The following is a 13,022-nucleotide window of genomic DNA, read 5'->3' on the forward strand; positions in this document are numbered from 1 at the left end:
GAAGCCCGGATTTCCGGCATCTTGCGGCAATGCAGGGAAAGCCTGAAGTAACAGGCTGCGACACCTAGACAATCCGTCCCGCGGCCGGTCCGGCTTTCTAGACCGGCCCAACTCTGGTACCAGCGGCCCGGTTAAGTTGTTGTTTCTGTGCGTGTCATTGTCCCCGGGGCAGCCCGCACCACACCGTTTTGAGGCCGACATGCAGTTCATCGATCTTGGCGCGCAGCGCGAACGTATCCGCGACCGGCTGAAGGCCGCGATCGACAATGTCGTCGAGGAAGGCCGCTATATCCTCGGACCGCAAGTCACCGAATTCGAAAACAAGCTCGCAGCCTATATCGGCACCAAGCATGTCGTGGCCTGCGCCAACGGCACCGACGCGCTGCTGTTGCCGCTGTTTGCCGCCGGTATCGGCCCCGGCGACGCGGTGTTCGTGCCGAGCTTCACCTTTGCCGCGACGGCGGAAGTGGTGGCGCTTGCCAAGGCCGAACCGGTGTTCGTCGATGTCGACGCCGAGACCTACAACATCGACATCGCCAGCCTCGAGGCGGCGATCGCCATGATCAAGAAGGAAGGCCGGCTGAAGCCGAAGGCGATCATTCCCGTCGACTTGTTCGGGCTTGCCGCCGACTACGAGGCGATCATGGCGATTGCCAAGCGCGAAGGGCTGCTGGTGATCGAGGATGCGGCGCAGTCGATCGGCGGTTCGGCCGACGGCACAATGTGCGGCGCCTTCGGCCATGTCGGCTCGACCAGCTTTTATCCGGCCAAGCCGCTGGGCTGCTACGGCGATGGCGGCGCGATGTTCACCAATGACGACGCGCTGGCCGACCAGCTGCGCTCGTTTGCGTTCCACGGTAAGGGCGAGACGCAGTATGACAATGTCCGCGTCGGCATCAATTCACGCCTCGACACGATCCAGGCGGCGATCCTGATCGAGAAACTCGCCATCCTCGAAGACGAGATGGTCGCCCGCCAGGTGGTGGCCAAGCGCTACGCCGAAGGTCTCGGCGACATCGTCAAGGCGTCACGCAATCTGGGCGGTGGCCGCTCGGCCTGGGCGCAATACGCCATCGAGACGCCGAAGCGCGACGGGTTGAGGGCGCATCTCGGCGAAAAGGGCATCCCTTCGGTGATCTATTATGTGAAGCCGCTGCACGAGCAGGTCGCCTATCGCGACTATCCGCGCACGCCGACCGGGCTTGCGGTTTCGGAGGAACTGCCGAAGCGCATCCTGTGCCTGCCGATGCATCCCTATCTCAGCGAAGCCGACCAGGACCGCATCATCGAGACGATCCGCAACTACATTGGCTCGAACTCGGCGCATGTAGCGGCGGCGTAAGTTACGCCGCGTCCGCCGCCTTCCCGCTCGCAATAAAATGCGGGTTGGCGAAATCCTCGTCGTCGCTCTGTTTGCGCTTGCCATAGGTGAGCGGCTCGCCGTCCAGCGTGCGCGTCATGCCGCCGGCGGCGCGCAGTACGGCGTCGCCGGCCGCCGTGTCCCATTCCATGGTGCGGCCGAAGCGCGGATAGATGTCGGCTTCGGCTGCGGCGAGCAGGCAGAATTTCAGCGATGAGCCGACCGAGACGATCTCGGCGGCGCCGAGATCCTTGATGAAGGCTTCGGTCTCCGGGGTGTTGTGCGAGCGGCTGGCAACGACCGCCAGCGGCGTGACCGCCCTCCTGACCGAAATCCGCCGGCGGCCGACAATACGGAAGTCGCCATCGACCTCGATTGCTTCGGCCCAGCCCGGCCGTCCAGAGAAGAACCGCCCGCTGCACGGTGCGAAGACGACGCCGATCTCCGGCACGCCGTGCCGGACAAGCGCGATGTTGACGGTGAAATCGGTCCGGCGGTTGACGAATTCCTTCGTTCCATCGAGCGGATCGATCAGGAAGAAGGCGCCATCCAGATCGGGCGGCACAATGCCTTCGGCGACCTCTTCCTCGGCCACGCAGGGAATATCGGGATAGGCCGCACGCAGGCCGGCGAGGATGATCGTCTCGCTCTCGCGGTCGGCTTCCGTGACCGGCGAGGAGTCCGACTTGCTGTCGACCGCGCAGCCGGCCTTGAAGACCCGCATCACCTCGCGTCCGGCTTCGAGCGCCAGGCGCTCGAACACGTCGAGCATCACTTCGTCGTCAGATGCCGCCGCCGCTGTCATATTGGTCTTCGGCAATGTCGCGCTCATTCAGCCAGTGTTCCAGAGCCTCTACCATCTCCTCGGCCGTCTTGCCGAGTGTCTTGAGATGGATTTCGGGATTTTCGGGAGCTTCATACGGGGAATCGACGCCGGTGAAGTTCTTGATCTCGCCATTCAGCGCCCGTGCGTAAAGGCCTTTCGGGTCGCGTCGGGCGCATTCCTCGAACGGCGTATCGACGAACACTTCGACGAACTCGCCGTCGGCCATCAACTCCCTGGCCATGCGCCGCTCGGCGCTGAAGGGGGAAATGAAGGAGACGATGACGATCAGCCCGGCATCGGCCATCAGCTTTGCCACTTCGGCGACACGGCGGATGTTTTCGACCCGATCGGCGTCGGTGAAGCCGAGATCGCGGTTGAGGCCGTGGCGGACATTGTCGCCGTCGAGAATGTAGGTGTGACGCCCCGAAGCGAACAGCTTCTTCTCAAGCAGATTGGCGATGGTCGACTTGCCCGAGCCGGAAAGACCGGTGAACCAGAATACGGCGGGGCGCTGGCTCTTGAGGTCGGAGCGGCCGCGCTTGCCGACATCGAGCGACTGCCAATGGATGTTTTCGGCGCGGCGCAAGGAATGCAGGATCATGCCGGCGCCGACCGTGGCATTGGTGATGCGGTCGATCAGGATGAAGGCGCCGGTATCGCGGTTGTCGGCGAAGGTGTCGAAGGCGATCGGCGCCCGGGTCGAGATATTGCAGATGCCGACTTCGTTCATCTCGAGCGACTTCGCCGCCTCGCGAGCGAAGTCGTTGACGTTGACGCGGTATTTCAGGTCGGTGACGGTGGCGCTGGTCTGGTCGGTCTCGGTGCGCAGTATATAGGAGCGTCCCGGCAGCAGCGCTGCCTCGTCGAACCAGACGATGTTGGCGGCGAACTGGTCGGCGACCTGCGGCCGTGCCGCCGGCGACACCAGCATGTTGCCTCTGGAGACCTCGACCTCGTCATCGAGCACAAGGGTGATGGCCTGGCCGGCCACCGCCTGGGCAAGATCGCCGCCTTGCGCGACGATGCGCTTGACCCGCGAGGCCTTGCCGGATTTGGCGACCACCACCTCGTCGCCCTGCGCGACGGAGCCGGACGCGATGGTGCCGGCAAAGCCGCGGAAGTCGAGATTGGGCCGGTTGACATACTGCACCGGAAACCGGAACGGCAGTTCGACCGCGGCCTCGTCGACCGATATGGTTTCGAGATGCTCGATCAGCGACGGGCCGGAATACCACGCCGTCTTGCCGGAGCGGCTGGTGACATTGTCGCCATAGCGGGCCGACATCGGGATCGGCACGATCGTCTGGAAGCCGAGCTCGTGCGAGAACTGCCGGTAATCCTCGACGATACGGTCGAACACCGCCTGGTCGAAATCGACGAGGTCGATCTTGTTGACGGCAAGCACGATATGGCGGATGCCGAGCAGCGAAGCGATGATCGAGTGGCGCCGGGTCTGGCGCAGCACACCCTGGCGCGCATCGATCAGCACGATGGCGAGATCGGCAGTCGATGCGCCGGTCGCCATGTTGCGGGTGTACTGTTCATGGCCGGGGGTGTCGGCGACGATGAACTTGCGCTTGGGCGTGGCGAAGAAGCGGTAGGCGACGTCGATGGTGATGCCTTGCTCGCGCTCGGCCTCGAGGCCGTCGACCAGAAGCGCGAAGTCGATGTCGTCGCCAGTGGTGCCGTGCTTGCGGGAATCGCGCTCGAGTGCGGCGAGCTGGTCCTCGAAGATCTGCTTTGTGTCGGACAGAAGACGGCCGATCAGCGTCGACTTGCCGTCGTCGACCGAGCCGCAGGTGAGGAAGCGCAGCAGCGACTTCTTCTCCTGCGCCGCCATGTATTCGCGCACGCCGTCGGTCGGGGCGAGGCTCTTGGCCAGGATATGGCGCATGCTCAGAAATACCCCTCGCGCTTCTTCTTTTCCATCGAGCCGGCTTCATCGCGGTCGATGAGGCGGCCCTGGCGCTCGGAGGTGCGCGCCGTCAGCATCTCGCCGACGATGGCTTCGAGCGTGTCGGCGTCGGATTCGATGGCGCCGGTCAGCGGATAACAGCCAAGCGTGCGGAAACGCACCATGCGGCTCTCCACCGTCTCACCGGGGCGCAATTGCATGCGATCGTCATCCTTCATGATCAGCATGCCGTCGCGTTCGACCACCGGCCGCTCCTTGGCGAAATAGAGCGGCACGATCGGGATGTTTTCCTGCAGAATGTACTGCCAGATATCGAGCTCGGTCCAATTCGACAGCGGAAACACGCGGATCGATTCGCCCGGCGCGATGCGGGTGTTGAAGATCTTCCACATCTCCGGCCGCTGGTTCTTCGGGTCCCAGACATGCTGGGCGTTGCGGAAGGAAAAGATGCGCTCCTTGGCGCGCGACTTCTCCTCGTCGCGCCGCGCCCCGCCGAAGGCAGCGTCAAAGCCGTATTTGTCGAGCGCCTGGCGCAACGCCACCGTCTTCATCACATGGGTGTGGGTGTTCGAGCCATGGTCAAAGGGGTTGATACCGTCGCGCACGCCGTCTTCATTGACGTGGACCAGCAGGTCGAAGCCGAGCTTCTGCGCCATCTGGTCGCGAAAGGCGATCATCTCGCGGAACTTCCAGGTGGTGTCGACATGCAGGAAGGGGAAAGGCGGCTTGGCCGGATAGAAGGCCTTCATCGCCAGATGCATCAGCACGGAGGAATCCTTGCCGACGGAATAGAGCATCACCGGCTTGGAGAAGGAGGCCGCAACCTCACGGAAGATGTGGATGGACTCGGCCTCGAGCCGCTGCAGATGCGTAAGCGCGATGTTCATGGACTGTGAGCGTTCTCTCGTGCAATCCAGACCTTGCATCAGATGGATCGGGCGTCCTTTTCAGCCGCCCGGTTCAAGCTTCACTGCTGGACACTATCGGTTCGTGCCGGCGTTCTAGCAGATCGCCACCTGATATAACAACGCTGGAAAGGGCGGCGGCCACACCGATCGGCAACGAATTTTCCATGAAAAGCCCAGAATCCGGAAATTCCTGCCCGACGGAGCGATAGCCTTCAAAGGCCGGGAAAAATCTTGCCTGGACCGAAAGAAACGCCGGCCCGACCTCGTCGCACTTTCGAAAACCGCACCCAGCCGCTATACCGGCTCCTGAACCTGCGCCGGGCGGCATGCCGCAAATGCCGCGCCAAACATTGTCCGTCGCCACGCGACCCAGCGCATTGTGAACCAGAGCATTGACCCCGATCTCCGCCATCAAGCAGCACGTTTCGCCGTCACGGATCAACATCACCTTCTCCATTCTGTGCTTCTTTTTCCCGCCGGTGCTGGGATCGGCGGTCAGCTTTTTATTCAATGGTGGCGGCCTGTGGTCGGTGCTTCTGCTTGCGTTGAAAAGACGGCGTTTCAACATTGACCGGCCGATGACCGCGATGACGGTGGCCATCTATGCCTATTGCGCAGCAAGCGTGCTCGCCTCCATCGTCAACAATTCGATCGCCAGGGATGCGCCGCATCTGGCAGGGCTGATCACCTTCCTGTTTTTCCCTGTCTCATACGCGACCTGGAGCATTACCGAGAAAACCACGCTGACGCGCATCGTCGTGCTGGCGAGCGCCGCCGCCTGTTTTGGCGCCGTGCTGCTGGCGGTCGTGCAATATTACTGGCTGGGCATAAGGGCCGAAGGCGGCGCCGGCAATCCGATCGTGTTCGCGACCGTCGCCTGCCTCAGCATGATGATGTGCCTGACAGGCGCCTTATCGGGTGTCGAAAAGAACAGGGCTTTGCTGGCCTGCGCGACACTGGCCGGCGCGGTCGCCATTGTCTATTCGGGATCGCGGATCATCTGGCTGGCGATGCTGGTGGCCGGCATCGCGGTCCTGCTGATCAACCGGCGCAAGCTCAACAACAGAAACGCCATTCGGCTTTTGCTGATCGCGGGCGCGATCGGCATCGTCATCGCTGTCATCGGTCTCCCCATCATTTCCGAGCGCGCGGCCTTCCTGTTCAGCGATTGGGATGGGCTCGCCACGAAGGGCGACCACACGACCGCGCTCGGCTTGCGCGCAGCACTTTGGCAGATTGGGCTGAGCGCCTTCCACGACATGCCGATTTTCGGTCACGGCATTGGTGCAAGCCGCGAGCTGATAAAGGATGGATTCCACAATCAGTTCCACATGCCGTCGACGGGATTCAGCCATTTTCACAACGGCTTCCTGACCGCATTGGTGGAGGCCGGCCTGCTTGGAGCCGTAACGCTCGCGGCTGTGTTCGTCGTTGCCGCGAGAAACGCGGCCATCGTGCTGCGCACCAGCACGGACGCGATCGAGCGGTTCGGCGCCACGATGATTGTCGTCACCGTGATCACCTATCTCATCAGCGGCCTGACCGGCATCCTGGTCGGCCACGACATCCTCGATGCCACACTGATGGTGTTTCTGGTGTCCGGGACATATCTTGCATCGGGCCGGCAACAAATGCTGCCGGAACAACCGGCCCCGGCGCCCCAGGCAAGCCGGCCGTGAAAGTGCTGGTCACAGGCGCGACGGGTTTCATCGGCAGGCAGGTGGTCAATCAGCTTCGCGAAGCCGGGTTCGAGGTGCGCATGGCATCGCGCCATCCGGAACGGCTCGATCCCGTGAGCGATGCGGTTTTGTTGCCGGACTTCGAGGCGCCGGCCCAGGCATTCCAGGCGCTGATGCGAGATGTCACCCATGTCGTCCACTGTGCGGCGCTCAACAATGACCGCAAGGCGAGCGAAGCCGACTTCATGGCCGTCAACGCGACACTGACCGCACAGCTGGCGCGCGCGGCCGCCTCGCGGACAAGCGGGCGCTTCATCTATCTGTCGTCGATCCGGGCAGTAGCCGGTCCCGGTTTCAGCGGAACGATCAGCGAGGCGACGCTCCCTGCCCCACAATGCGCCTACGGGCGCTCGAAACGCGAAGGCGAGATCAAGACACTGGAAGCCTATGCGTCCAGGCCCTCCGATGCCACGGCGCTGCGCCTGCCGCCGGTCTATGGCGAAGGCATGAAGGGAAACCTGCGTGAAATGATGCGGGCTGCCGCCATTGCCTTACCATTGCCCTTAGGCGCTTTCACCGCAGTTCGTTCGCTGATATCGCGCGACGCGGTGGCTGGCGCCGTGGCGCATCTTTTGACTCGTCCCACGCCACCGCGCCCGACCTATGTCCTGGGCGATGCTTCCCCCGTTGCGATGTTCGAAATCTTGACTGCATTCAGGCACGGATACGACGTTCCGACCCGGCTCGTTCCTGTGCCGGCCTGGCCATTCAGGATGTTCGCCACACTGCTTGGCAGAAAAGCAGCGTACGACGCTTCCATGGCGACACAGATTTGCGACCCGTCACTGCTGATCTCGGAAGGCTGGATGCCGGAAACCGACACGCTCGGCCGGATTGAGGAACTTGCACGACAGGCCCGTCAGGTCCGGTAGATTGTGCCAAGCAGGATTTTGACGTCGAGTCCGATCGAGGCTCCCCTGAGATATTCGGCATCCGTTTCGGCGCAGAGTTTCGGATCCGACATGTCGATGCCTTTCATCTGTGCCAGCCCGGTAATGCCCGGAAGTGCGGCAAGCACACCCAATTGCCTGCGGCGTTCGATCAATTCGGTTTGCGTGGGCAGGCATGGACGCGGCCCAACCAGGCTCATCTCGCCCTTGAGCACGTTCCAGAGCTGCGGCAGCTCGTCGATCTTGAATTTCCGCAGCACCTTGCCGACGGCAGTGACGGAAATTGCCGGCGCCTGATGCGAGGGCAGAGACGGCGTTCCCACAACCATCGTGCGCAGCTTGTGGCAGGCAAACGGCACCCCGTGCTGGCCGACACGGGTTTGAGAGAAGAGTGCCGGTCCAGGCGACGTCGTCCTGATTGCCAGCATGGCAAGCAGGACGAAAGGCGAGGCCAGTGGCAGCAGCAGCGCCGCCACCGCCAGGTCGAAAGCTCGCTTGGGTCCCTTCATGGCCGTGTCTGCATGCTCTAGATCCGCCGCCAGATGAACGCCAGATAGAGCCCAAGCGTCCCAGCCAGCGTCTGCCGGTAGACGCCGCTTTTCCTGAGAAGGTGCAGGCGTCGCAGGATACCGCCCTTTCGTGCCCTGATGAACAGGCCGAGACAGGCGGCGGCATCCCTCGAGAGGATGTCGCGATTGACCGCCAGGCCGCTCAGATTGTGATCGGTCCAGACGGCGAACTCGCCCCTGAACAGGCGCCCCAGCCGCGACAGCCTCGCCTTCCACGACACGTTGGCGCCGACCAAGTTTGCCTCATGCTGGCGGTAGCGCACCAGCGGTCGCGGGTCATAGCGGACAATGCCGCCGGCAGCCGTGACGATCAGATAGGTCCACCAGTCATGGCTGACGAACTCGGTCCTTGCCGATGCCTTTGCCAGCAACTTTCGCGCGGCGCGGTTGATCATCATCGTGTTGCCGCCGGCAATGCTTTGCACAAGCGCATTGCGAAATGCGGGTGGATGCTGGAACAGCGGCGAATACCCTTGCGCTGCTCCGGTTTCGGACATGGTTGCGGTTCTGGAGCAAAACAGCAGCGGCGTTCCGGCGTCGTGCCCTTGCATCCAGGCAATGGCGCTCTCCAGCCTGTCCGGCTCCCAGATGTCGTCCTGGTCGCAGAAGGCGTAGTAGTCGGCCTCGATGCGCGGATCGATGATCATCGCGCGGAAATTGGCGGCAAAGCCTTGGCGAGGACCATTCGACAGGGTCAACCGGCCCTTGGACCAGCGGCCCTGCCAGGCGCCGATAATGGCCGAAGTGCCGTCTGTCGAACCGTCGTCGGAAACCCAGAGGTCGACAACAGGATGCGATTGCGCAGCCAGCGACGCGAGCTGCTCGTCAAGGAAAGCCGCGCCATCTTTGGTGCCCAGCAGCACGGCCACGCGCTGATCTTGTCTGCTCACTGGTTCAAAATCATCTGCAAACGCCTGGGAACGGCCATCGGATCGGTTTCAATAGCCAATCCCGGTCGATCAGGACAGGCTCTTTGTTTTGACGCAATCCCGGACTGAAAACCGCTCCACACTTTTCCTGGAATTGCTCTAACCAGCTTGCCCGACTGTTTTCGCAACGGTTTCCCGGCGTGCGTCACTTGGAGGCTCTTCCGCCTGATAGAGGCCGGCCATGACGGCGAGCGCCGAGGCCTTGTCCTGATCGCGCATGGCCGCCTGCAGCAATGTCAGCGCCGCCTGGACCTTGGGCCATCCCACGACATCGGTCCTGAGGCCGAAGATCTTGGGGATATCCAGCGCGACGATCTCCTCATTGCCGCCATGCAGCACCTCGTGAAGCTTCTCGCCCGGCCTGATCCCGGTGAAACGGATCGGAATGTCGGTGTAGGGGCTTTTGCCGGCCATGCGGATCATGGTTTCAGCGACTTCGAGGATCGGCACCGGCTTGCCCATGTCGAGCATGTAGATGGCGTAGTCGTCCTTGCCCTGGCGCCGCTCGGCGTCGGCCGCCGACATGATGACGAGGTCGACGGCTTCGGCCACCGTCATGAAGTAGCGGGTCATGCGGCGATCGGTGATGGTGACCGGACCGCCGGCCTCGATCTGCGCCTGGAAGATGGTGGCGACCGAGCCATTGGAGCCGAAGACATTGCCGAACCGCACGGCGATGAACTTGGTGCCGGAGCGACGGCCGCTGGGCCCGGTGGCGTGCGTTTCGTGCAGCGAAGAGACGATCTGCTCGGCGGCGCGTTTCGTCATACCGAGCACCGAGGTCGGATCGACCGCCTTATCGCTGGAAATCAGCAGGAACTGCGGCACCCCGCATTTGGCGGCAACCTCGGCGCAGACGAGGGTGCCCAAAATGTTGGTCTGGATCGCCGATTCCCAATTTTCCTCGAGCAGCGGCACATGTTTGAGCGCGGCGGCATGGAAGATGATGTCGGGCTTGAAATCGCTGACGACGCGGGTGATCTGGCGCCGGTCTGTGACATCGACGATGCGGCTCTTGAGCCGGACATGGTCCTTTTCGTCAACCTGCTGGTCGAGCTGGAAAATACCGAACTCCGAGATATCGGCGACCAGAACCGCCTCGGCGCCAAGTTCCAGCGACCGCTTGACCAGGATGCGACCGATTGAGCCGGCGCCGCCGGTGACCAGGACGCGCTTGCCACCGATAAAGCCGCCGATCCGCTCCATATCGGAAGCAACTGTGGAGCGGCGCAGGATGGTTTCCATCTCGACAGCGTCGAGTACCAGCTTTCCGCCTTGGCCGAGCTCCGAAACGCCGGAGAATTGGACAACGGCGATACCGCTGTGACGGGCGACACGGACCAGTTCCGAATATTCCTCGATCTCGCGTTCGGTGCCATTGCCGAAAATCAGCATGTCGAGGCTTTTGGTGCCTCTTGCATATTCTTCGAGGACCTCGACCAGGCGGGGCCGCACGGCCACCACCGGAACGCCCTGTATCTGCGTGCCCAACGGCGCGCCGTTCTCGATGGCCATGATGCCGGCGATGGAATATTCGGCCGGCTCGGCCGTGCGTGTGAAGCGGATGATGACGTCTGCTTCGCCAAGCCTGCCGACGAACAGCGCTTGTTTGATCGCCGCATTGTTTGCGTTGCGGCTCAGGATTCGCCAGCTCGCCCCGTCGCGCAGGAAGCGGTAATAGAGCCGAGGCGCCGATATGATGGTGAAGGAGACGAGGAAAAAGACGATGAACTGGCGCTCGTTGAGGCCGGTCACCGGCTGAAACGATCGAACCGCCAGCGAGACGACATAGAGCGTGACGGTCAGGATGGCGCAGCTCTTCAGGATGTTGAAGAAGTCCGGCGTGGAGGCGAAACGCCACACGGTGTTGTAGAGGCCGCAATAGCGAAACAGCATATGGCTGAGAAAAACAATACTTGCCCAGCACGCCAGGCCGGCCGTGGAGAGCGCGTCGAATGAAAGTCTCGACTGAGAAAGCCCCAGACTCAGCGCCACCGCGACCAGGACCATGACCAGATCCTGGATCATTATAATGGCGCGCCGCATCTTCGGCCGAAGTCCGGACACGACCTCTACATAGGATGTCATTGGGTAGTACTGAACTCCAGGCGCAAGGACTTGGACACTAACGTAGTGCGAGGGCGAATATCATTCGTCACCGACCACCTGTTTAGAGTGCCAATCCCCATCCCCCGCTGCCCGTATCGCATAGCGCGGAGTCACGGTCATCGCCAGATATTTTTTTGGCGACGCGGCCGATTGGTGAATCGGGTGCTCAAAGAGGCACTCTTTTCGAGGGTGGTCCTGCCGAAGCGATGGGCGCTCCAGCCACATTACGGCGAGACGAAAAGGTTGGAAGAGGCCTGGGGTCAGATTCACTGGTTCGCTCACAGCCTCCTAGTGATTGTTTGCACTGGCCGGCTGACTGCGTGGTAGCAGCCACTGACAGAGGCCCGTTGCAAGATATTCGACGCAGTCTACATAGTAACAATCTCTGGTTGAGAGAAATTCGCACACCGTCACGGTGATAAATGCCATGATGCATTTTTCATTGAACAGAGGTTCATTGATCTGGTAATGGACGTAGCGACTCGTCGGTTTTTCTGATGCTACCCGCCTGGGTATTCGCATAGAAATAACGATATTTTTCGTTCTACCGTGATAATTTATATTGGTATGATGCTCTTGATGGGACAACTCTCTCGATCGACCGCGTTAGATGGCCTTCGAGGCTGGGCTGCCTGCGTTGTGATATTGCATCACACCATTGGATGGATGAATCCCAATCTACTTCGAGATGTGTATCCCGCCACTTTCTTCGAAGCCACCTCTGCCCGCTGGGTATATGCTAAAATTGTCATGACGCTCCTAAGCGGCGAGAGCGCCGTCATCCTCTTTTTCGTCTTGAGCGGGCTCGTCTTGGGAAGGTCACTGGGAAGGTCATTTGCAAGTTCTCCGGCGTGGGAGACGGTAATTTCATTTCCGGTAAAAAGACTTCTGCGCATCTACCCGAGTAATATCTCGTGCCTGTGGTGGTCTGCCGGAATATTAATTGTTCTTTCCTCCGTGCGCCCTTCCTTGTTTGGCGTATTCGATCTGAATGACGTAATATCAAACTCATTGCTGACGAACACAAACCTGCAGGGCGCAATTTGGACATTGCAAGTTGAGATACTTGCCATAATCCCGCTTACGATATCAGCTTTTATATCTCATCTATACGGAACTAAGTGGGGTATAGTTTTCATTATTACGATTTCCATTGCAGCTCACTTTATTCCAACCTCGACGCATGGATTTATGACCCTATTCTCTTTAATATATATTGCTTTTGGCTACGCCGTAAATTCTAAGGTCGGTGAATTAACAGGTCGTATTTCAAATATATATTTAGCCATGATAGTATTTCTTTTCCTGCCTACGTTCCTTGCAGAACAATGGGTTGGTCGCTCTTTCGTCCAAGGGTTTTTGGGCTTCATCTTTGTTTCTGCCTTATATCATGGAGGTGCCAGCAGCTTGAAAAGCTTCCTATCCTCCCCCACATCCCAATTCTTTGGCCGGATAAGCTTCAGCTTATATTTATGGAACGTCATTATTCTTAGAATATCTATGGCTTTGTACTCATCTATTTACGCCGAACCAGGCATTCACATGCTATCAAAAGGCATCATATTTGGTTTAATAGTTATTTTAATCTCATTGCCGATTTCTGCATGCGCTGAGAAATACATCGAGCGACCATCAATCGCTTTAGGTACTCGGCTTTCTAGCTGGATTGTTGGCCTTCTCAGGCGGGCAGGCTACGTCAATCCCGTCCCCATCGTCGTCACAATAGACAACGCATTAGAAACTCACGGTGCAGTGACGTAAGGACGATGGATAAGCA

The 13,022-nt window shown here is 60.4% G+C and carries 11 protein-coding genes; 4 read left to right on the plus strand and 7 right to left on the minus strand.

Annotated elements, in window-relative coordinates; genetic code table 11:
* Positions 1-199 precede the first annotated feature (199 nt).
* On the plus strand, positions 200-1,342 hold the full coding sequence (locus tag NKH22_RS14395) for a DegT/DnrJ/EryC1/StrS family aminotransferase (protein WP_023698144.1): 1,143 nt from the start codon (positions 200-202) through the stop codon (positions 1,340-1,342).
* Position 1,343: 1 nt separating this feature from the next.
* On the opposite strand, the gene cysQ is transcribed toward NKH22_RS14395, so the two are convergent.
* From cysQ to NKH22_RS14415, 4 genes are all read right to left on the minus strand, one after another.
* Positions 1,344-2,132: a 3'(2'),5'-bisphosphate nucleotidase CysQ gene (cysQ, locus tag NKH22_RS14400; protein WP_031196090.1), complete on the minus strand. Its 789-nt coding sequence runs from the start codon at positions 2,130-2,132 to the stop codon at positions 1,344-1,346.
* A 10-nt stretch (positions 2,133-2,142) separates the two neighbouring features.
* Positions 2,143-4,080, minus strand: coding sequence for a sulfate adenylyltransferase subunit CysN (cysN, locus tag NKH22_RS14405; RefSeq protein ID WP_023670718.1), 1,938 nt, complete (start codon positions 4,078-4,080; stop codon positions 2,143-2,145).
* 2 nt (positions 4,081-4,082) lie between these two features.
* Positions 4,083-4,988 carry a sulfate adenylyltransferase subunit CysD gene (gene cysD, locus NKH22_RS14410; protein ID WP_023692754.1) on the minus strand — a complete coding sequence of 302 codons (906 nt, stop codon included), beginning with the start codon at positions 4,986-4,988 and terminating at the stop codon, positions 4,083-4,085.
* Positions 4,989-5,061: 73 nt separating this feature from the next.
* On the minus strand, positions 5,062-5,610 hold the full coding sequence (locus NKH22_RS14415) for a hypothetical protein (RefSeq protein WP_245260541.1): 549 nt from the start codon (positions 5,608-5,610) through the stop codon (positions 5,062-5,064).
* On the opposite strand from NKH22_RS14415, the gene NKH22_RS14420 reads away from it, so the two are divergent.
* A complete protein-coding gene (locus NKH22_RS14420; protein WP_245260540.1) occupies positions 5,588-6,688 on the plus strand; it encodes an O-antigen ligase family protein in 1,101 nt (366 codons plus the stop codon). The genes NKH22_RS14415 and NKH22_RS14420 overlap by 23 nt on opposite strands.
* Entirely contained in the window at positions 6,685-7,620 is a 936-nt protein-coding gene (locus NKH22_RS14425; RefSeq protein ID WP_023692751.1) for an NAD-dependent epimerase/dehydratase family protein, read from the plus strand. The genes NKH22_RS14420 and NKH22_RS14425 overlap by 4 nt, the downstream gene beginning before the upstream one ends.
* Here NKH22_RS14425 and NKH22_RS14430 read toward each other — a convergent pair.
* The 3 genes from NKH22_RS14430 to NKH22_RS14440 all read right to left on the minus strand — a co-directional run bounded on the left by NKH22_RS14430 (position 7,608) and on the right by NKH22_RS14440 (position 11,224).
* Positions 7,608-8,147, minus strand: coding sequence for a sugar transferase (locus tag NKH22_RS14430; RefSeq protein WP_023692750.1), 540 nt, complete (start codon positions 8,145-8,147; stop codon positions 7,608-7,610). The two genes, NKH22_RS14425 and NKH22_RS14430, sit on opposite strands and share 13 nt — an antisense overlap.
* A 17-nt stretch (positions 8,148-8,164) precedes the next feature.
* Positions 8,165-9,097 (minus strand): glycosyltransferase family 2 protein, encoded by a 933-nt coding sequence (locus NKH22_RS14435; protein WP_023821040.1) that lies wholly within the window; start codon positions 9,095-9,097, stop codon positions 8,165-8,167.
* Positions 9,098-9,235: 138 nt separating this feature from the next.
* A complete protein-coding gene (locus NKH22_RS14440; RefSeq protein WP_031197947.1) occupies positions 9,236-11,224 on the minus strand; it encodes a nucleoside-diphosphate sugar epimerase/dehydratase in 1,989 nt (662 codons plus the stop codon).
* Between the two features lie 600 nt (positions 11,225-11,824).
* Between NKH22_RS14440 and NKH22_RS14445 the strand changes: the two genes are divergently transcribed.
* Positions 11,825-13,006 (plus strand): acyltransferase family protein, encoded by a 1,182-nt coding sequence (locus NKH22_RS14445; protein ID WP_196814131.1) that lies wholly within the window; start codon positions 11,825-11,827, stop codon positions 13,004-13,006.
* Positions 13,007-13,022: the final 16 nt, after the last annotated feature.

It is taken from the genome of Mesorhizobium sp. M1252, assembly GCF_040318265.1.
In the GTDB taxonomy this organism is placed as follows: Bacteria; Pseudomonadota; Alphaproteobacteria; order Rhizobiales; family Rhizobiaceae; genus Mesorhizobium.